This is a genomic window from Streptomyces sp. NPDC047841 (assembly GCF_040704085.1).
GTDB classification, from domain to species: Bacteria; Actinomycetota; Actinomycetes; order Streptomycetales; family Streptomycetaceae; genus Streptomyces; species Streptomyces argyrophylli.
The window spans coordinates 74,970-94,018 of record NZ_JBEYRP010000001.1 but is presented as its reverse complement, the minus strand read 5'-3'; the positions used below and the strand labels follow the sequence as shown (position 1 = coordinate 94,018).

General features: G+C 74.5%; 12 protein-coding genes and 2 pseudogenes. 7 read left to right on the top strand and 7 right to left on the bottom strand.

The features are described from left to right. The first annotated feature begins 55 nt into the window (after nucleotides 1-55). Genes AB0947_RS00395 through AB0947_RS00385 form a run of 3 tightly spaced genes read left to right on the top strand, consistent with a single transcriptional unit; the run spans nucleotide 56 to nucleotide 4,085 of the window. Complete coding sequence (locus AB0947_RS00395; RefSeq protein ID WP_366748051.1) at nucleotides 56-1,693, top strand: VWA domain-containing protein; 1,638 nt, start codon at nucleotides 56-58, stop codon at nucleotides 1,691-1,693. Next, nucleotides 1,690-2,769 (top strand): hypothetical protein, encoded by a 1,080-nt coding sequence (locus tag AB0947_RS00390; protein WP_366748050.1) that lies wholly within the window; start codon nucleotides 1,690-1,692, stop codon nucleotides 2,767-2,769. The genes AB0947_RS00395 and AB0947_RS00390 overlap by 4 nt, the downstream gene beginning before the upstream one ends. Then, nucleotides 2,766-4,085 (top strand): ABC transporter substrate-binding protein, encoded by a 1,320-nt coding sequence (locus AB0947_RS00385; RefSeq protein WP_366748049.1) that lies wholly within the window; start codon nucleotides 2,766-2,768, stop codon nucleotides 4,083-4,085. Before AB0947_RS00390 ends, AB0947_RS00385 begins: the two co-directional genes overlap by 4 nt. A gap of 132 nt (nucleotides 4,086-4,217) precedes the next feature. On the opposite strand, the gene AB0947_RS00380 is transcribed toward AB0947_RS00385, so the two are convergent. Beyond that, entirely contained in the window at nucleotides 4,218-5,060 is an 843-nt protein-coding gene (locus AB0947_RS00380; protein WP_366748048.1) for a patatin-like phospholipase family protein, read from the bottom strand. 117 nt (nucleotides 5,061-5,177) lie between these two features. Between AB0947_RS00380 and AB0947_RS00375 the strand changes: the two genes are divergently transcribed. Next, on the top strand, nucleotides 5,178-6,302 hold the full coding sequence (locus AB0947_RS00375) for a winged helix DNA-binding domain-containing protein (RefSeq protein WP_366748047.1): 1,125 nt from the start codon (nucleotides 5,178-5,180) through the stop codon (nucleotides 6,300-6,302). Between the two features lie 110 nt (nucleotides 6,303-6,412). Here AB0947_RS00375 and AB0947_RS00370 read toward each other — a convergent pair whose 3' ends face one another. From AB0947_RS00370 to AB0947_RS00360, 3 genes are all read right to left on the bottom strand, one after another. Next, complete coding sequence (locus AB0947_RS00370) at nucleotides 6,413-7,201, bottom strand: serine protease (RefSeq protein ID WP_366748046.1); 789 nt, start codon at nucleotides 7,199-7,201, stop codon at nucleotides 6,413-6,415. Between the two features lie 211 nt (nucleotides 7,202-7,412). Beyond that, nucleotides 7,413-10,235: an AAA family ATPase gene (locus AB0947_RS00365; RefSeq protein WP_366748045.1), complete on the bottom strand. Its 2,823-nt coding sequence runs from the start codon at nucleotides 10,233-10,235 to the stop codon at nucleotides 7,413-7,415. A gap of 201 nt (nucleotides 10,236-10,436) precedes the next feature. Continuing rightward, nucleotides 10,437-11,267, bottom strand: coding sequence for a helix-turn-helix transcriptional regulator (locus AB0947_RS00360; RefSeq protein WP_366748044.1), 831 nt, complete (start codon nucleotides 11,265-11,267; stop codon nucleotides 10,437-10,439). A gap of 115 nt (nucleotides 11,268-11,382) precedes the next feature. Between AB0947_RS00360 and AB0947_RS00355 the strand changes: the two genes are divergently transcribed. Then, on the top strand, nucleotides 11,383-13,056 hold the full coding sequence (locus AB0947_RS00355) for an AMP-binding protein (RefSeq protein ID WP_366748043.1): 1,674 nt from the start codon (nucleotides 11,383-11,385) through the stop codon (nucleotides 13,054-13,056). Next, nucleotides 13,053-14,645, top strand: coding sequence for an AMP-binding protein (locus tag AB0947_RS00350; RefSeq protein WP_366748042.1), 1,593 nt, complete (start codon nucleotides 13,053-13,055; stop codon nucleotides 14,643-14,645). The genes AB0947_RS00355 and AB0947_RS00350 overlap by 4 nt, the downstream gene beginning before the upstream one ends. A 94-nt stretch (nucleotides 14,646-14,739) precedes the next feature. Here AB0947_RS00350 and AB0947_RS00345 read toward each other — a convergent pair. Continuing rightward, a pseudogene (locus AB0947_RS00345) lies at nucleotides 14,740-15,156 on the bottom strand (hypothetical protein); the annotation flags it as partial. Between the two features lie 732 nt (nucleotides 15,157-15,888). Next, nucleotides 15,889-16,146, bottom strand: a pseudogene (locus AB0947_RS00340) (hypothetical protein); the annotation flags it as partial. Nucleotides 16,147-16,370: 224 nt separating this feature from the next. Here AB0947_RS00340 and gcl point away from each other — a divergent pair. After that, the gene (gcl, locus tag AB0947_RS00335) at nucleotides 16,371-18,158 is read left to right on the top strand and encodes a glyoxylate carboligase (protein ID WP_366748041.1); all 1,788 of its coding nucleotides are present in this window, start codon (nucleotides 16,371-16,373) and stop codon (nucleotides 18,156-18,158) included. A gap of 79 nt (nucleotides 18,159-18,237) precedes the next feature. Here the strand turns inward: gcl and AB0947_RS00330 are convergent, their stop codons facing one another. Continuing rightward, nucleotides 18,238-18,924, bottom strand: coding sequence for a TIGR04222 domain-containing membrane protein (locus AB0947_RS00330; RefSeq protein WP_366748040.1), 687 nt, complete (start codon nucleotides 18,922-18,924; stop codon nucleotides 18,238-18,240). Nucleotides 18,925-19,049 lie beyond the last annotated feature (125 nt).

Sequence of the window (19,049 nt, the reverse complement as noted above, 5' to 3'; positions counted from 1 at the left end):
GGGAGCCCGACGCCCGGAGGAGACGACCTTCTGGACCACTTGGGAAGAGGCAGCGATGACCGTGGCCGAGGAGACCGAGGTGACGCTCGCGGTCGGCCAGCAGAAGGAACTGCCGGTCGCGCCGGACCCCGCCGGACGGCACCCGGACCCGGAGATGCACGCCATCCTGGAGATCGGGGTCAGGAGCCACGGCCGCCCGGCGCGCCCCGGCGCGCCCGTGCCCGGCACCGGGCCCGCGCTCGCGGAGGTGCTGATCGTCGACACCTCCCGCTCGATGCTCCACCCCGCCGCCAAACTGCACGCGGCCAAGGACGCCACCGTCGCGGCGGTCCGGATGCTGCCCGACGGCACCGCGTTCGCCGTGCTCTCCGGACGGTTCGACGCCACCCTCGTCCACCCCGGCGCCGGCAGCGCCGTGCTCGCCGTCGCCGGTCCCGGCGAACGCGAGGCCGCCGAACGCGCCGTGCGGATCCTGGACGCGGACGGCGGCACCGCGATCGGCCCCTGGCTCGACCTCGCCCGGTGGCTGCTCAAGGACCACCCCGCCCCGGTGAAACACGTCCTGCTGCTCACCGACGGGCGCAACGAGCACGACCACCGGGCCGCCATGTCCCTGGAGACCGCCCTCGACGCCTGCGAGGGCCGGTTCGTCTGCGACGCCTGGGGCATCGGCGACGACTGGGACGCCGATCTGCTGCTGCGCATCACCCGGCGGCTGCACGGCCGCGCCCGCGCCGTCCGCGCCGAGTCCGAACTGACCGCCGCCTACGAGGAGCTGGTGGCCGGACTGCTCGGCACGGCGGTGCCCGAGCTGCGCATCCGGCTCACCCCCACCCCGGGCACGGTGATCCGGCAGGTCAAGCAGGTGGTGCCGAGCGAACAGGAGCTGCCGCCCGTGCCGGCCGGCCCCGGCGGGCGCGCCGCGGAGTACGTCACCCGCGCCTGGGGCGAGGAGGTACGGCACTTCCAGGTCGTCCTGACCGCCGACCCGGCCGGCCGCGAGACCGGCGAGGACCTCCAGCTCGCCGCCGTGGAGATCGCCGTACCCGACTTCGGACGGCCGGTACGGCTGCCCGCGCCGCGGCCCATCCTGGTGCGCTGGACCGACAACCCCCTGGACGCCTCCCGGCAGCATCCCGGGGTCCGCCGGCACGAGCTGTACCAGCAGGCGAGCGCCGCCGTCGCCGGCGCCTACCGGGCCTGGCTGCGCGGCGCGGACGGCCGCGACACCGCGGACCGGGAACTCGCCCGCGCGCTCGGGCTGGCCGCCGAACTGGGCGACGCCCAGCTGCTCGGCGCGCTGCGGCTGATCGAGGCCGCCCCGGGCACCGGCCGGGTCCGCACCGGCCTGAAGGACGTCGACTGGCAGCACCTGATCCTCTCCAGCGCCCTGACGACGCCACCGGAACAGCCGGCGGTGGGCTCGGGGGAGGGGAGCGCCGCCGCACGCGGCGCCGGGTCCGCCGGGACCCCACCGGGCTCCGGCACCCCACCCGGAGCCGTCCCACCGGCTTCCGGCAGCCCGCGGGAAGCCGCCCCGCCCGGCGCCACCCCGCACGGCTCCGCCGAGCCGGCCCTCCCCGTCCGAGCCGACGGACTCGTCGAGTGCCCGGGCTGCAAGTGGCTCGGTCCGGCCGACTCCGTCTACTGCGGCGGCCGGTGCGGCCGGCCGCTGAGAGGGGCACCCGCATGAGCACCGGCGGAGGGACGACACCCGGCCCCGGACCCGCGACCGGCGCGCGGCCGGCGGCCCCGCCCACCCCGCGCCCCGCACGGGGCCGCCCGGCCGACCGCCGCGCCCGGGGCAGGGCGGCCCCCCGGCTACGGCTGCCCGGTGCCGGGCCGCGCCCGGCGCCCGGCGCCAGCACGACCGCCCACGACCTGACCGTCCGCCACCGCCTGCTGCTGTCCCTGTCGGCCCTGCTCGCGCTGTCGCTGTTCGTGTCGTACCAGGGCGTGCACGGCGACGCGAACCCGCTGCGCACCTCCAGCGCCCCGGCCGTGCTGTCCCTGGACACCGCGCTGTACGCGCTCGGCGAGGCCGAGCGGGACGCCCGCGCACCCGCCCCGACCAGCGACTTCCAGAAGCAGATCTCGGTCGCCGCGCAGAGCCTGTCGGCCGCCGCCGCGGACGACGACGTGGGCGGGCCGGCGGGCCGGCAGACCCTCCAGACGATCGCCGGGCTGATCACGGTCTACGCGGTCACGGTCCAGAAGTCCCAGCTCCAGCCCGACCGCAGCCTGTTGCGCGAGGCGTACCGGAGCTACGCCACCAGGATCCTGACGGAGAAGGGCACGGGTGTACAGGACCGTCTGAAGGCGCTGCAACGCCAGCAGCGCGCGGCCGTGCACCGGCAGACCTCGTTCGGCCCGCTGCTGTGGCTCGCCTGGAGCGTCAGCCTGCTGCTGGCCCTCGCCCTGGGGGCCGCGCTGGTGGAGACCCAGCTCTTCCTCCGCCGCCGTTTCCGGCGCCGGTACAACCGCCAGCTCCTGGCCGCCCTGGCGCTGTCGGCGGCCGGTGTCGCCACCGCCGTGCTGTTCACCGTGTGGACCCAGCAGGGCATGGCGGACACCCGGCGGCTGCTCGACCGTCCGCTGCCCGGACGGCTCATACCCGAAGCGGGGCGGGACGCCGCCTCGTACCTGGCGCACACCGGCTTCCGCGCGTCGGCGGCGGTGTGGATCCCGATAGGAGGCGTCCTGCTGATGGCACTGGCCGAGACGGGCCTGCGGCGGCACATCGACGACTACCGGTTCAGGCCCCGGTGAACGCGCGCCCCGGCGGCTCCGCGACGGCCGTCCCCGCGACCCGCTCCCGCCCCTCCCGCCGCCTGGTCCGCATCGTCACGGTGGTGGCGAGCTGCCTGGCCGTGCTGGCGGCGGCCCTCGTGGTGGGCGTACGCGCCCTCGGGCAGGAGCCGACCGTCACCCTGCTGGCCAACTGGACCGGCGAGGACGAGAAGAACTTCCGCCAGGCGGTCATCGAGCCGTTCGAGCGCGAGCACCACATCCGCGTCGACTACCAGGGCAGCAACGCCGAGAGCCAGGTGCTCGGCGCCGACGTCGAGGCCGGCACGCCACCCGACGTGGTGGCGCTCACCGGCCCCGGCGAACTCGCCGAGTACGCCCGGCAGAAGCAGCTCCTGCCGCTGGAAGACCTCGTGGACCAGGGGGACTTCGGCACGTTGTGGGCCAAGCCGCTGGCCGACGGGCACGTGTACTGGTTCCCCCTCAAGGCCGATCTGAAGAGCATCGTCTGGTACCCGGCGGGCGTCGGGGAGCAGGAGCGGAAGCAGGCGGCGCGCCGGCCGGCCGCGTGGTGCGTCGGCATGGGCTCCGGCGCCACCAGCGGCTGGCCCGGCACCGACTGGATCGAGGACATCCTGCTACAGCGCTACGGCCCCGGGGTCTACGAGCAGTGGGCGCGCGGCACGCTGCGCTGGGACTCGAAGCAGGTCAGGACGGCCTGGACCACCTGGCGCGACCTGGTCGGCGCCGGAGGCGACCCGGACCTCGTCCGGCGGGCCCTGCTGACCCCGTACGACGCGGCGTCGCGACCGGTCACCGCGAGCCCGCGCGGCTGCACGCTGGAGCACCAGGCGTCGTTCATCCGGGGCCGCCAGCACGCCTGGAAGGACGTCGACGGCCGCTACGAGCCCTCCGCCCGGCTGCTCCTCGGCGCCCCCGCCAACCGGGCGTGGGAGGTCTCCGCGGACCTGGTCGCCCTGCTGCACGCCACCCCGGCGGCCAAGGAACTGATCCGGTACCTGGCCTCCGCCGACACCCAACGCGCCTGGAGCGCCCAGCAGTCCGGCTTCTCCGTCCACACCGGCGTCCCGCCCGCCGGCGCCACCGACCCGGACTGGCGCCGCTCCCTGGCACGCACCCTGCGCGACCCGGAGGCCGTGCGCTGCTTCGACGCCTCCGACGCGATGCCGCCCGCGGTACGGGACGCGTTCGCCGAGGCGGCGATCGAGTTCCTCGCCCACCCGGGCCATCTGCGGGACCTCCTGCGCTCCCTGGACACCCTGAGCGCCACCCGGGGCCTGACCTGGCTGCCGTCCGTGTGCGACCCCACCCGGTGAACGTCCGGCGCGCGGACGGGGGTGCCGCGAGGGCACCCGCGTGGGCGGGGCGCCGTCCGGGTCCGGCCGCGCGTCACGCCCAGGCGGCGTACGCGCCGGCCGCCCCGTGGAGCCGGCGCCGTCCGGGACCGCTCAGTCCCGCGCCCAGGGCGGCGTGAGCGCGCGTCCCTGGGCCCGGCCCGCCTCGGCGGCCGGGCGGCGGGTGGCCGGGTCGAGGGCGTTGTCGCCGATCGCCGCGGCCGACGCCTCGTCGGGAGCGACGACCACGACCTCGGCGCCCGCCGCGCGCAGCTCCGCCACGGACCGCTCCAGCGGCCGCTCGCTGGGGAAGGGCTCGGTGGCGCCCAGCGGCACCAGCACCAGCACCCGGTCGGCACCGGCGGCGAGGTCGGCGTTGGCGACGGACCGCACCCCGCCGTCCACGTACCGGCGTCCGCCGATCGTGACCGGCGGCCACACGCCCGGCACGGCGCAGCTCGCGGCGACGGCGTCCACCAGCGGCACGCCCGAGGTGCGGTCGAAGACGCGCGGCTCACCGCTCACCGCGTCCACCGCGACGATCCGCAACGCCCGCTCCGGCCACCCGTGGGACGGCAGCCGGGACTCGATCACCGCGCGCCGCTCCGCCTCGGAGACCGTCCGCGCGTCCAGGGCCATCCGCCCGACCGCGCGCCGCACCTCCGCCAGGGAGGCGGCCGATGCCAGGGCCGCGCCGATCTCCGCCGCGAACTTCTCCAGGTCCATCTCGGCCATGATCTCGGCGGCCTGGAGGGCGGGGTCCACCTGCCGGGCGTACAGCTCCTCCAGACCCAGTCCGCTGCCCACCTGCGCCGCCACGGTGGACCCGGCGGAGGTCCCCACGAGCAGACCGGCGCCGGTCACGTCCTGCCCGGCGTCGGCGAGCCCCGCCAGCACCCCGGTGATCCAGGCGATGCCGCCCACGCCCCCGCCGCCCAGCACCAGCGCCTCGTTCATGTCCGCCCCTTCCGCAGAGCCCTAGGTCCCCGCGTACGACACCACAGGCGACGGCGGGGGGACAACCGCCGGGCATCGCGGACAGAACTCGTCCGCAAGGGGTGTCAGCGTACGGTCATGACCCACAGCACAGGGAAGCGGAGCGGGCCGGGAAGCGCACCCGTCATGGACGTCCGGGCGCTGAACCGCGCCACCCTCGCCCGGCAGCTCCTGCTGAGCCGGTCCACGCGGCCGGCCGGGGACGCGGTGAGCCATCTCCTCGGACTCCAGGCGCAGAACACCAGGCCCCCGTACTACGCCCTCGCCGCCCGGCTGGACGGCTTCACGCCGGAGCGGCTGTCGGCGCTCATGGCCGGCCGGGACGTGGCCCGGATCGTCACCCTGCGCTCCACGATCCACACCCACACCGCCGACGACTGCCTGACCCTGCCGTCCTTCGCCCAGCCGGCCAGCGACCGCGGACTGGGGGCCTTCCGCGCGGGGCTGACCGGCGTCGGCCTGGACCGGCTCGCGGCCGTCGCCCGGGAGCTGGTGGAGGCCGAGCCGCGGACCCTGGCCGACTTGCGCGCGGCGCTCGGCGCCGAGTGGCCGGACGCCGACCCGCAGGCCCTCGCCGTGGCGGCCCGCTGCACGCTCCCGCTCGTCCAGGTGACCCCGCGCGGCCTGTGGGACGAGAGCGGCCAGGTCGCGCTCACCACCGCCGAGCACTGGCTGGGCCGCCCCGCAGGGCCCGCCCCCGAGCCGGACGCCGTGGTCCTGCGCTACCTCGCGGCCTTCGGCCCCGCCTCCGTGCGGGACATGCAGACCTGGTGCGGACTCACCCGGCTCGGGCCCGCCTTCGAACGCCTGCGCCCCCGGCTGCTGACCTTCCGTGACCTACGCGGCGTCGAGCTCTTCGACCTCCCCGACGCCCCGCGCCCCGACCCGGCCACCCCCGCACCGCCCCGCTTCCTGCCCGAGTTCGACAACCTCCTGCTCTCCCACGCCGACCGCACCCGGGTCGTACCGCCCGAGCACCGCGGCCGGCACTGGCAGGGCAACCAGGCCTACCGCACGCTGCTGGTCGACGGTTTCCTGGCCGGTCTGTGGAAGCTCGACGGCGGCACCCTCGTCATCGAGACCTTCGCCGAGCCGGACAGGGCACGGCGCGAGGAGGTGACCGCGGAGGCGGAACGGATGCTCGCGGTCATGCACCCGGGCACCGCGTACGACATCCGGTTCGGGCACGTCGTACGGCGGTAGGGCGCCGCCCGACCGACCGCAGGGGTGGAGAGGGGGCGTTGCGGGCCGCTCGTGGTGGCCCGCAACGCCCCCCGGCCGTTACCCGAGCGGTGCTCGGGAAGTCTTCCGGGTCACGAGCCGACCTGCGCGGTCACCAGGTCCGAGAAGGTGGTCAGCCGGGTGTAGACACCCGGGTAACCGGCCTCCGCGCACCCCTCGCCCCAGGAAGTGATCCCTGCCAGGACGCCCCCGATGAGCAGGGGACCGCCGCTGTCGCCCTGGCAGGTGTCAACGCCGCCGGACGTGTATCCGGCGCAGACCATGTCGGACTGGACGAAGTCCGAACCGTAGGAGGAGCGGCAGCTGGAGTCGGACACGACCGGGACGGTCGCGGTCCGCAGCTGGTTGGAGGAGCCGCCGTTCTCCGAGGTGGTCCCCCAGCCGAGGATGCGGGCGGTGGTGCCGGCCGCGTACACGCTCGTCTGGGAGGAGGTGACGTACTTCGCCGTGGTGTACGGCATCGACGTCGAGAGGGTCAGCACGGCCACGTCGTCGCCGTTGGTGGCGTCCGTGTAGTCCGGGTTGATCCAGATCTTGCTGACCCGGCTCACCGTGCCGTTGGTGCCGTTGAGGTAGGTCCGGCCGCCGACCACGCGGACGCTGCCCGTGGTCTCGCCGGCCATGCAGTGCGCGGCCGTCACCACTTTGTTGGGCGCCACCAGGGTGCCGCCGCAGAACTGGTTCTGGGACGCGTCCGTGATCTGCATCATGAACGGGTACGCGGTCGTCGTGGTGGTCGTACCGCCGACGATGGGCTGGGGGGCGGCGCTCGCCGTGGGGGAGGCGAGCAGCGCGGACGCCGCGGCGGCGGCGGCCACCACGGTCGCGGCGGTCCTTCTTGCACGTGTGAGCCCGAACATGAGTCTCCTCAGTGGGGTTGCACCGGTGGGGGGTTCGCGCGGGTCTGTGTGGGGGGTTTGCATGGGGGTCGCGGGACCGACCCCCATGTGCCCGGGCGAGCGGCACGCCCATTACGCTAGGACCCGGCACCCTCGGCTCCCAATGAGGGAACCCCCTAGGGGGTTGGGTGAGGGAAAACCCTCGGTCCGGTTCAGTTAACAAGAGCACCGCTCAGGGCGCGCGGTGACCTGCCGCCAATCGGACGATGTCCACCCGCGAGCGGATCCCCAGCTTGCGGTAGACCCGCGTCAGGGTCGCCTCCACCGTCTTCACGCTGATGAACAGCCGGGCCGCGATCTCCCGGTTCGTGGCTCCCTCCATGACGAGCGCGGCGACCTGACGCTCCATCGCGGCCAGCGCGTGCAGCGCGTCCAGGGCCTCCGGCACGGCCGGCGCGGGTTCCGGTACGGCGGTGGCCGGGGATTCGTCCACCTGGCGCAGCCAGGGCAGCGCCCGGCAGCGCCGGAACAGCCGGGTGGCTTCCTCGAACACGCCCGGCCCGGCCCCCGGGCCGCCGCGCAGCCGGGCCAGCGCGAACGCGGCCCGTGCCTCCTCCAGGCCGTAGCCGAGCTTGCCGAGCCGGTCCTGAGCGGACGTCAGCTGGGCGAGCGCGGCCTCCCGGTCGCCCCGGGCGGCGCGCACCAGCGCCTCGGACCGGTCGAGCACGGCGAGGACGCTCTCCCGGCCGAGCCGCAGCGCGTGTTCCCGGCTGACGTCGATGACGTCCTGCGCCTCGGCCGTCTCACCGATCAGGACGAGCGCCTCGGCGAGGTCGCCGTGCCAGCGGCCCCGCGCCGGGTCGGTGATGCCGAGGCCCAGCTCCAGGGTGCGCACCCGGCGCAGCGAGCGCACGGTGCCCGCCGGGTCCCCGGCCACCAGCTGGGCGTACCCGAGGGCGCCCAGCGCCCGCGACAGGTACATCTGGTCGCCGTCCTCCTCGGCGTGGTGCGCCGCTTCCCGGGCCAGGGCCAGGGCGCGGTCCACGTCGCCGCCGGAGGCCTCGGCGAGCGAGGTGAGCATCGCCGAGGCGGTCTCGCCGATCCCGGAGTCCCGGGCGAGCCGCAGGCCGTCGCGGGCCAGTTCCAGGGCCCGCCCGCAGTGCCCGGCGCGCAGCTCGGTCTCGGCGAGACCGCGCAGGAAGTGCACCTCGCTCTCCACCGAGCCGCGCCGGCGCACCTCGCGCAGCAGCCCGGTGACCGCGGCCCGGGCCTCGGCCAGCTGGTCCCCCATGACCAGCCAGCGGAACCGGGCGCTGCCCGCGCCGTTGTGATGCCACGCCACCCGGGGGTCCTGGGGCTCCTTCAGGGCCCGCTTGATGGTGCGGGGCGCCTCCGGATGGCCCATCAGGGTCTCGGTCTGCGCCTGGAAGGCGAGGGAGAGCAGCTCGGTGCGCCGGTCCTCGCCGCGGGCGGCCAGCCCGGCGGCGTGCGCGGCGGCCTCCCGGGCCTCGGTGAAGTCGCCCTCCACGATGAGCGCCCGCCAGGCCAGCTGGTAGTGGACCAGGGCGAGCAGCCGGGGGTCGTCGCCGGCGTCGGCGAGGGCCTGCGGGAAGACGGCGTCGACCTCGGCCATGGTGTGGCCGGCGGTGTCGATGACGATCATCCAGGCCCGTACCCGGTCGGCGGGCACGGTCGCCCGGGCGAGCACCTCCCGGGCGATGTCCCGGGCCAGGTCGACCTCGCCGGCGGTGATGGCGTCCTCGGCGGCCGTCAGCCGGCGTTCCTGCGGGCTCGGGGCGCCGTCGGCGGGGGTGTGCCGGGCGGCGAGCAGCCCCAGCTGGGCGGCGACCGAGGGCGCTCCGCGGTCCCGGGCGAGGGCGGCGGCCTCGGCGAGCCGGGCGGCGACCTCCGGGTCGGTGCCGGTGGTGGCCAGGGCCAGGTGCCGGGCCCGTTCGATCGGGTCGGAGGCCGCGGTGGACAGCGCCGCGTGCGCGGCCCGCCGTTCGTGGGCGGGCGCCTCCGCGTACAGCGCGGCCGATATCAGCGGGTGCGCGAACCGTACGGCCGGGGCGTCCGGCTCGGTGGCCAGCAGCCCGAGTTCGGCGGCCTGGGCGCACTCGGCCTCGGCGTTCTTCCGGCCGGCCGCGTGCAGCAGGGCCGGGGTGGGGCGGGCGCCGGCGCTGGCCACCAGCAGGGTGCGGCGGGCCTCCACCGAGAGCATGTCCAGCCGGCTGAGCACCAGGGCGCGCAGCGAGGTCGGCACGGGCAGCGGCTCGCCCGGCCGGGGCGGGGTGGGGCTGTCGGCGAGGGCGCGGCCCAGTTCCAGGGCGAAGAGCGGGTTGCCGCCGCTGGTGCGGTGGATCTCGCGGACCGTGGAGCGGGACAGGCAGCCGTGGCCGCGGTGGTCGAGCAGCTCGGCGACCTGGGTGCGCGAGAGCGGGCCCAGCCGGACCGCGAGGGTGCCCGGCGGACAGGCACGCAGGTGGCGGTCGTACTCCTGGCTCTGCCGGCCCTCCGTGCGGACCGCGCACAGCAGTTGCACCGGGGTGCCCTCCAGGCGCCGGGCGGCGAAGCCGAGGAGTTCCGCGCTGGCCGGGTCCAGCCACTGGAGGTCGTCGGCGACCACCAGGACGGGGCCGTGGACGGCGAGGGCGCGCAGCGCGGAGAGCACGGCGAGGCGCAGGGCGAGTCCGTCGCGCTGGAGGCTGGACTCGCCGCGGCCGGTGAGCGCCGACTCCAGGGCGGTGCGCTGGGCGGCGGGCAGCCGCGGGGAGACCTCGTCGAGCACCAGGCCGAGGAGGTCGGCGAGGGCGAGGAAGGGCAGGTGCGATTCGGACTCGGTCGCCGAGCAGCGCAAGACCGTGCGCGCGGTGGCGCCGTATTCCTCGGCCAATGCCCGCAGGACGGTGGATTTCCCTATTCCGGCGGGGCCGTGGAGCAGCACACTGCCCCCGGAGGCGAGTCGCTCACGGGCGTCGGCGAACAGCTCCTCGCGGCCTATGACCAGGTCGGGGCGGCACCTGGCAGGCTCCTTGAAGTCCCGTCGCACGGTCACCGCTCCCCTCGTGTGTCGTGTCCGGAGCAAATTCTAGGCAACGATCCCTGAAATCCGGACGGAAGCCCTGGTGAGGGAAATAACAAACGGTCAAGCAGAGGGAAATTCAAAGTAGCGCCGGATGAATGGTCAGGTTTCCTGACCAACGGGTTTCCGGATCGGCGGGTTGCATGACCGTCAGGTTTCCCGGCCGGCTCCGGGCTACGGCAGCAGCCCCGCCCTGCGCGCCGCGGTGACCGCCTCCCCTCGCGTGTGCGCGCCCAGCTTCCGCATCGCCGAACGCAGATACCCCTTGACCGTCTCGGGGCCGATGCCCAGCCGCTCGGCCACCGCCGCGTTGGTGGCCCCCGCCGCCACCCAGGACAGCACGTCCACCTCGCGTGGCGCCAGGGTCACGCTCCCGGCTCGCGGCGGCGCGGTCAGCAGGCCGCACGCGGACAGCAGTTCGGCCCGCAGCCGCGGATCGGCGATCCGCGGGGCCAGCGCCCGCAGTGCCGCGTGCGCCTCGCGCACCTGTTCCCACGCGGCACCGCCCTCGGGGACGGTCCGCTCGGGCCGGGCCGCCGCCAGCAACTCCCGCGCCCCGTCCCGCACCACCAGCGCCTGCTCCACGTCCCGCGCCACCGCCACCGCCGCGTCCAGCGTGCGGTCACCGAGCGGCCGGGCCGAGCGCAGCGCGCCGTACAGCACCCCGCGCACCCGGCGCCGCACCACCACCGGTACGGCGAGCACCGCCCGGATGCCCTCGGCGGCCACCGGCACGTCGTACTCGTGGCTGATCCGGCGTGAGCTGGAGTAGTCGGTCACCGCGCACGGCCGGGCCAGCGCCACCGCCTTGCCGCCGAGCCCGCTGCCCGAGGTCACCGCGAGCGAGCGCAGCGCCGCGGTGGTCGTGCCGCTCAGCTCGCTGATCCGGATCTGCGGCCGGCCGGACTCCACCAGGCCGCCGAAGGCCACGGGCAGTCCCGTCACCCGCCGCAGCCGGGCCAGCGCGCCGCAGATCTCCACCGTCCCCACCGCGTCTGCCGTCACCCGTCCGCCCTTTCGGCCGCCCACACCCCCGTTCGGGGGTAGTGAGACCCGCATCACGGATTAGACGATGCCAGAGAGCCGCCCGGCAATGGTCCGGAGCATAGGAGGAGAACCGATGACGACGGCGACGGAGATGTTCCGCAGGGCACGGGACTTCCTGCTGGAACACCGAGAGGACTACGCCACCGCCTACGAGGGCTTCCGCTGGCCCCGGCCCGAGCACTTCAACTGGGCGCTGGACTGGTTCGACGAGATCGCCGACGGCAACGACCGCACCGCGCTGCACATCGTCGAGGAGGACGGCTCCGAGACCCGGCTCTCCTTCGCCGAACTGTCCGAGCGGTCGAACCGGGTGGCCCGGTGGCTGCGCGAGCGCGGGGTCGCCGCCGAGGACCGCGTCCTCGTCATGCTCGGCAACCAGGCCGAGCTGTGGGAGACCGCGCTGGCCGCGATGAAGCTGCGCGCGGTCGTCATCCCGGCCACCCCGCTGCTCGGCCCGGCCGACCTCGCCGACCGGGTGGAGCGGGGGCGGGTGAAACACGTCGTCGTCCGGGCGGAGGACACCGCCAAGTTCGCCGACGTGCCCGGCGCCTACACCCGCATCTCGGTCGGCGGCCTGCCGCAGGAGGGCTGGGAGCCGTACGAGGACGCCTACGCGGGCCCCGCCGACTTCGTCCCGGACGGCCCGACGCTGGCCGACGACCCGCTGATGCTGTACTTCACCTCCGGGACGACCGCCCGCCCCAAGCTGGTCGAGCACACCCACACCTCGTACCCGGTCGGGCACCTGGCCACCATGTACTGGATCGGCCTCCAGCCCGGCGACGTCCACCTGAACATCTCCTCGCCCGGCTGGGCCAAGCACGCCTGGTCCAACCTGTTCGCGCCGTGGAACGCGGAGGCGACGGTGTTCGTCTTCAACTACACCCGCTTCGACGCGGCCCGGCTGATGGCCGAGATGGACCGGGCCGGCGTGACCACGTTCTGCGCGCCGCCGACCGTGTGGCGGATGCTCATCCAGGCCGACCTCGGCCAGCTGCGCACCCCGCCCCGCGAGATCGTGGCCGCGGGCGAGCCGCTCAACCCCGAGGTCATCGAGCAGGTCCGGCGCGCCTGGGGGGTGACCGTCCGGGACGGCTTCGGGCAGACCGAGACGGCCGTGCAGGTCTCCAACAGCCCCGGCCAGCCACTGAAGACCGGTTCCATGGGACGTCCCAGCCCCGGCTTCCGGGTGGAACTGCTGGACCCGGTCTCCGGCGCTCCCGGCGCCGCCGAGGGCGAGATCGCGCTCGACCTCGCCGAGCGCCCGGTCGGCCTGATGACCGGCTACCACGGCGACCCGGACCGCACGGCCGAGGCCATGGCGGGCGGCTACTACCGCACCGGGGACATCGCCGCCAGGGACGAGGAGGGCTACCTCACCTACATCGGGCGCAGCGACGACGTCTTCAAGGCCTCCGACTACAAGGTGAGTCCGTTCGAGCTGGAGAGCGCCCTGCTGGAGCACGAGGCGGTCGCCGAGGCGGCCGTCGTCCCCGCCCCGGACGAGCTGCGGCTCGCGGTGCCCAAGGCGTACGTCGTCCTCGCCGAGGGCTGGGAACCCGGCCCGGACACCGCGAAGGTCGTCTTCGAGCACTCCCGTGACGTGCTCGCGCCGTACAAGCGCATCCGCCGGCTGGAGTTCGGGGCGCTGCCCAAGACCGTCTCGGGCAAGATCCGCCGGATCGAGCTGCGCGAGGCCACGGCGGCCGGCTCGGAGAACGAGTACCGCGAGGAGGACTTCCGGTGACCCCGCAGCTGTCGTACACGCACGGGACGAGCCCGACCGTCCTGCTCGGCGACACCATCGGCGCCAACCTGGACCGTGCCGTGGCGGCCTGGCCGGACCGCGAGGCGCTGGTCGACGTGCCGTCAGGGCGGCGCTGGACGTACGCGGAATTCGGCGCGGCCGTCGAGGAGCTGGCGCAGGCCCTGGTGGTCAGTGGCGTCGCCAAGGGCGACCGGGTGGGCATCTGGGCGGTCAACTGCCCCGAGTGGGTGCTGGTGCAGTACGCCACCGCCCGCGTCGGCGCCGTCATGGTCAACATCAACCCCGCCTACCGCACCCACGAGGTCGAGTACGTCCTCAGGCAGTCGGGCGTCTCGCTGCTGGTGGCCTCCCTCAGCCACAAGACGAGCGACTACCGGGCGATGGCCGAGCACGTGCGGGGCAACTGCCCCGAGTTGCGCGAGATCGTGTACATCGGCGACCCGAGCTGGGAGGAACTGCTGCGGCGGGCGACGCCCGGGGTGTCGTACGAGGAGCTGTCCTGCGACGACCCCATCAACATCCAGTACACCTCGGGCACGACCGGCTTCCCGAAGGGCGCCACCCTCTCCCACCACAACATCCTCAACAACGGCTACTTCGTGGGGGAGGCGATCGCCTACAGCGAGCAGGACCGCGTCTGCATCCCGGTGCCCTTCTACCATTGCTTCGGCATGGTCATGGGCAATCTGGCGGCCACCTCGCACGGCGCCTGCATGGTCATACCGGCGCCGTCCTTCGACCCGGCGGCCACCCTGGAGGCGGTGCAGCGGGAGCGGTGCACCTCGCTGTACGGCGTCCCCACCATGTTCATCGCGGAGCTGAACCTCCCCGGCTTCGCCTCCTACGACCTCTCCACCCTGCGCACCGGCATCATGGCGGGCTCCCCCTGCCCGGTGGAGGTGATGAAGCGGGTGGTGGCCGAGATGCACATGGAGCAGGTCTCCATCTGCTACGGCATGACGGAGACGTCCCCGGTGTCGTTGCAGACGCGGATCGAGGACGACCTGGAGCACCGCACCGCGACCGTCGGCCGGGTCCTGCCCCATCTGGAGGTCAAGGTGGTCGACCCGGCCACCGGGGTCACCCGGCCACGGGGCGAGGCGGGCGAGTTGTGCACCCGCGGCTACAGCGTGATGCTCGGCTACTGGAACGAGCCGGAGAAGACGGCCGAGGCCATCGACGCGGGCCGCTGGATGCACACCGGGGACCTGGCGGTGATGCGCGAGGACGGGTACGTCGAGATCGTCGGCCGGATCAAGGACATGATCATCCGGGGGGGCGAGAACGTCTACCCGCGCGAGGTCGAGGAGTTCCTGTACGCCCACCCGGGGATCCGGGACGTCCAGGTCGTCGGGGTGCCGCACGAGCGGTACGGCGAGGAGGTCCTCGCGTGTGTCATCCCGAGCGACCCCGCCGACCCCCTCACGCTGGAGGAGCTGCGGGACTTCTGCGCGGGACGGCTCGCGCACTACAAGATCCCCAGCAGGCTCCAGCTCCTCGACGCCTTCCCGATGACGGTGTCGGGGAAGGTCCGCAAGGTGGAGCTGCGGGACAGGTACGGGGTGTGATCCGGGTGTGAGGCGGCCGGGAACGAGCATGCGGTGGATGTCCCACGGCGGTCCTCGGGGGAAGGACCCCGGGGAAGGGCGGCCGGCGGGGCGGTCAGGTCCGCCCGTCCCGCGTCCTCGTTCCCCGCTCCGGTGCGCCCCTGGTGTGCAGGGCCTCGGCGGGGTCGTTCACGGGCTGGGGCACGCCCGCGAGGCCGAGCACGAACAGCGGGATGCCGAGGGCGTCCGCGCCGGCCCGGGCGGCGTCGGTGTGGCCGGCGAGGGAGAAGTGCGCGCACTCGGCGGACTCGGTCATCGCCGTCAGCCACAGGCACTCCACGTCCCTCGGGCCGGCCGGCCGCACGGTCGGGTCCACCTGGGCGAGCAGCCCGCGGGCGGCGAGCCCGATGCCGGTCACAGGCCGCTGGTCGGCCCGGCGGATGTCCCGGTAACCGAGCCAGCGGAGGTACAGCGCGGCGGTGGTGACGGCGTCCCGGGCGGTACGGATGGTGCGGGGCTGGAAGGGGGGACGGTGACCGGGCGCGGGGCGGGCGCCGACCCGACCCGGCGCGTCGGCCGGCCCACCTGAACGGGCGGGTTCCCGTGTGTCGGTGGGTGTGTCGGGAGTGGCGGGTTCCCGTGCGTCGGCGGGTGTGTTGGGAGTGGCGGGTTCCCGTGCGTCGGCGGGTCGGCTTGGACCAGCCGGTCCCCGTGCGTCGGTGGGTGTGTCGGGAGTGGCGGGTTCCCGTGCGTCGGCGGGTCGGCTTGGACCAGCCGGTCCCCGTGCGTCGGCGGGTGTGTTGGGAGTGGCGGGTTCTCGTCTGTCGGTGGGTCGGCTCGGACTGGCGGGTTCCGGTGCGTCGGTGGGTCGGCTCGGTCTGGCGGGTTCCCGTGCGTCGGTGGGTGTGTTGGGACCAGCCGGTCCCTGCGCGCCGACAGGTTCCTCCGGGCCGGCCGGTGCCGCTGGGCCGATGGGCCCCCCTGGGCCGACGGGTCGCCCTGGGCCGGCGGTTGCCCCTGGGCTGGCGGCCCCACCTGGGCCGGCGGGTCCTTCTGGGTCGGCGGGCCTCCCGGGGCCGATGGGTCCTCCGGGACCGGCGGGTCCCCGGGTGCCCTTCGCTGGGTGCGGGCCGGTGGGTTCCGGTGGGCCGGTGGGGCGCTGCAGGTCGGCCGGGGGCCAGGTGCCGCCCGGGTCCCGCGTCCCCGGTGGTCCCCCCGCGCCGGGCGGCCCCCACGTCCCCGCCTCCGGTTCCGCCGGCCACGCCCCCGTCACCGGAATGCGCAGGACCGTGCCGCACGGGCAGCCCAGTTCGGGGCGGGGCCAGTGGCCCAGGCGCCCGCAGCCGGCGCACGGCAGCGTGAGCCACTCGTCGTCCCAGGCGCGGTGCGCCGCCACGGCCGGTTCGGCAGCCGGGTCCAGCCGGGGCGCGGCCGGTGCCCCGCACGCGCAGGGATACGCCGGCGCGGTGTAGACGTGCGTGCGCCGGCAGGCCGGGCAGCGCACCGGAACGCTCTCGGGCATGTCCCACTCCAAGGCGTCGCGTCGGGACGGCGCTCCCATGGTGCTCCTCCCCGGCCGCCCCTGTCCGGCGCTTGCCGGTGTCCGGACCACTCTTGACGGCCTTGTCGCACCCCCTTACATTGCTTCCAGATAGCAGAAGTAAGTTTCCGTTATACGGAAAACATGGGTGCTCACCGCGGGGCGCGACGGGAGTACGCATCCGACAGCCGAAGCAGGAGTACTCGATGGCTCGTATGACCGCTGCCCGCGCGGCAGTTGAGATCCTCAAGCGCGAGGGCGTCACCGACGCCTTCGGTGTGCCGGGCGCGGCGATCAACCCGTTCTACAAGGCCCTCAAGGAGGGCGGCGGCATCAACCACACCCTCGCCCGCCACGTCGAGGGCGCCTCGCACATGGCCGAGGGCTACACCCGGACCACGCCGGGCAACATCGGTGTCTGCATCGGCACTTCCGGCCCGGCCGGCACCGACATGATCACCGGTCTGTACTCGGCGATCGGCGACTCCATCCCGATCCTGTGCATCACGGGCCAGGCGCCCACCCACGTGATCCACAAGGAGGACTTCCAGGCCGTCGACATCGCCTCGATCGCGGGGCCGGTCACCAAGATGGCCGTCACCGTCCTGGAGGCCGCGCAGGTCCCCGGTGTCTTCCAGCAGGCGTTCCACCTGATGCGCTCCGGCCGCCCCGGCCCGGTCCTGATCGACCTGCCGATCGACGTCCAGCTCACCGAGATCGAGTTCGACCCGGAGACGTACGAGCCGCTGCCCGTCTACAAGCCGGCCGCGACCCGCGCCCAGATCGAGAAGGCCCTCACCTTTCTTCTGGAGTCGCAGCGCCCCGTCATCGTCGCCGGCGGCGGCGTCATCGGAGCCGACGCGGCCGACCTGCTGGTGGAGTTCGCCGAGCTGACCGGCACCCCCGTCATCCCGACCCTGATGGGCTGGGGCGTGCTGCCCGACGACCACGAGCTGAACGCCGGCATGGTCGGCGTGCAGACCTCGCACCGCTACGGCAACGCCACCTTCCTGGAGTCGGACTTCGTCCTCGGCATCGGCAACCGCTGGGCCAACCGCCACACCGGCTACAAGCTCGACGTCTACCGCGGGGACCGGAAGTTCGTCCACGTCGACATCGAGCCCACCCAGATCGGCAAGATCTTCCCGCCGGACTACGGGGTCGTCTCCGACGCCAGGGCCGCGCTGGAGCTGTTCGTCGAGGTGGCGAAGGAGCTGAAGGCCGGGGGCAGGCTCCCCGACCGCTCCGACTGGGTCGCCGCCACCCAGGAGCGCAAGGCCACGCTGCTGCGCCGTACCCACTTCGACAACGTGCCGATGAAGCCGCAGCGCGTGTACGAGGAGATGAACAGGGCCTTCGGCCCGGACACCCGGTACGTCACCACGATCGGCCTCTCCCAGATCGCCGGCGCGCAGATGCTGCACGTGTACAAGCCGCGCCACTGGATCAACTGCGGCCAGGCCGGCCCGCTCGGCTGGACCATCCCGGCCGCGATCGGCGTCGCCAAGGCCGACCCGGACTCCCCGGTCGTCGCGCTCTCCGGCGACTACGACTTCCAGTTCCTGATCGAGGAGCTGGCGGTCGCCGCGCAGCACAGGATCCCGTACGTCCACGTGCTGGTGAACAACGCCTACCTGGGCCTGATCCGGCAGGCGCAGCTCGGCCTGGACATCGACTTCCAGGTGAACCTGGAGTTCGAGAACGTCAACACGCCCGAGATCGGTGTCTACGGCGTCGACCACGTCAAGGTCGCCGAGGGGCTGGGCTGCAAGGCGATCCGGGTCACCGACCCGGACGAGCTGGGCGCCGCCTTCGAGCAGGCGAAGAAGCTGGCCGCCGAGTACCGGGTGCCGGTCGTCGTCGAGGCGATCCTGGAGCGGATCACCAACATCTCGATGAGCCGCACCATGGACATCAGCGACATCAGCGAGTTCGAGGACCTGGCCACCGAGCCCGGCCACGCGCCGACGTCCATCAAGCCGCTGAAGGTCTGATCCGCCGCACGCACCGCGCACCGCGGGGGCGGCCCGTCGTCCGGACGGGCCGCCCCCGCGTCGTACGCGCGCCCGGTCCTCAGTCGAACCCGCCGCCCCCGCCGCAGCCACCCCCGTAGTCGTGACCGCCGTGGCCGTGCCCCCCGTCGCCGTGGCCGCCGTACCCACCGCCACCGCCGTCCCGGCCGTCGTCCCCGCCCTCGCCCCCCACGACGTACCGGAAGGCCGTGCCCCGGCCGAACGGGAAGCGGCCCTCGTCCGCGAGCGCGCCCCGGCCGGTGAGCCCCGCTTCGCGGGCGAAACGCGGGGCGAGGGCGGTCAGGGCCCGCCCGCCGTACAGCGCGACGGCCAGCAGCACCTCGTCCTGCGACAGCCCGTCCGGCCCCTCGGGCAGCGGACGGCGCGCGCGGAGGTCCGCCAGCAGACGGCGGGCCGCACGGGTGCGGCCCGGCGGCAGCACCCGCAGCAGCCCCTGCGCCGCCAGCTCGGCCCGCATCCGGGCGAGGGCCCGCCGCACCACCGCGCGGGCGGGCAGCTCCCGGGGGCCGGCGGGCCGGTAGAGGGCGGTGCGGACGGCCTTCTCCAGCGGATGCGGCAGGGGCCCGGCGTCGCCGGCCGCGCTCTTGCGCAGCGTGCCCGGCCGGCCCGCCTCGACCGCGCCGCGCAGATGCATCCCGAGCACCGCGACGGTGAGGGCGGCACGGTCGCCCCCGCGCAGCAGAGCGACCGCGCACGGGTCCGGCGGATTCGGCGCCGTACGGTTCATGAGACACCCCCGTACGGGGCCCGTCGCCCCCGTGCCGACGGGCCCCGTCTGCCCTCAATGTGCCCTGCCGACGGGGTGGTTCAAGCCTGCGCCGCGGTCTTCAGAGGTTGATTTGAGGGTGGCGC

Excerpts from the sequence above, each read along its gene's own strand:
- AB0947_RS00390 (WP_366748050.1), top strand. The coding sequence starts at position 1,690 with ATGAGCACCGGCGGAGGGACGACACCCGGCCCCGGACCCGCGACCGGC.
- AB0947_RS00395 (WP_366748051.1), top strand. The coding sequence starts at position 56 with ATGACCGTGGCCGAGGAGACCGAGGTGACGCTCGCGGTCGGCCAGCAG.
- AB0947_RS00355 (WP_366748043.1), top strand. The coding sequence starts at position 11,383 with ATGACGACGGCGACGGAGATGTTCCGCAGGGCACGGGACTTCCTGCTG.
- AB0947_RS00370 (WP_366748046.1), bottom strand. The coding sequence starts at position 7,201 with ATGTTCGGGCTCACACGTGCAAGAAGGACCGCCGCGACCGTGGTGGCC.
- AB0947_RS00380 (WP_366748048.1), bottom strand. The coding sequence starts at position 5,060 with ATGAACGAGGCGCTGGTGCTGGGCGGCGGGGGCGTGGGCGGCATCGCC.
- AB0947_RS00375 (WP_366748047.1), top strand. The coding sequence starts at position 5,178 with ATGACCCACAGCACAGGGAAGCGGAGCGGGCCGGGAAGCGCACCCGTC.
- gcl (WP_366748041.1), top strand. The coding sequence starts at position 16,371 with ATGGCTCGTATGACCGCTGCCCGCGCGGCAGTTGAGATCCTCAAGCGC.
- AB0947_RS00330 (WP_366748040.1), bottom strand. The coding sequence starts at position 18,924 with ATGAACCGTACGGCGCCGAATCCGCCGGACCCGTGCGCGGTCGCTCTG.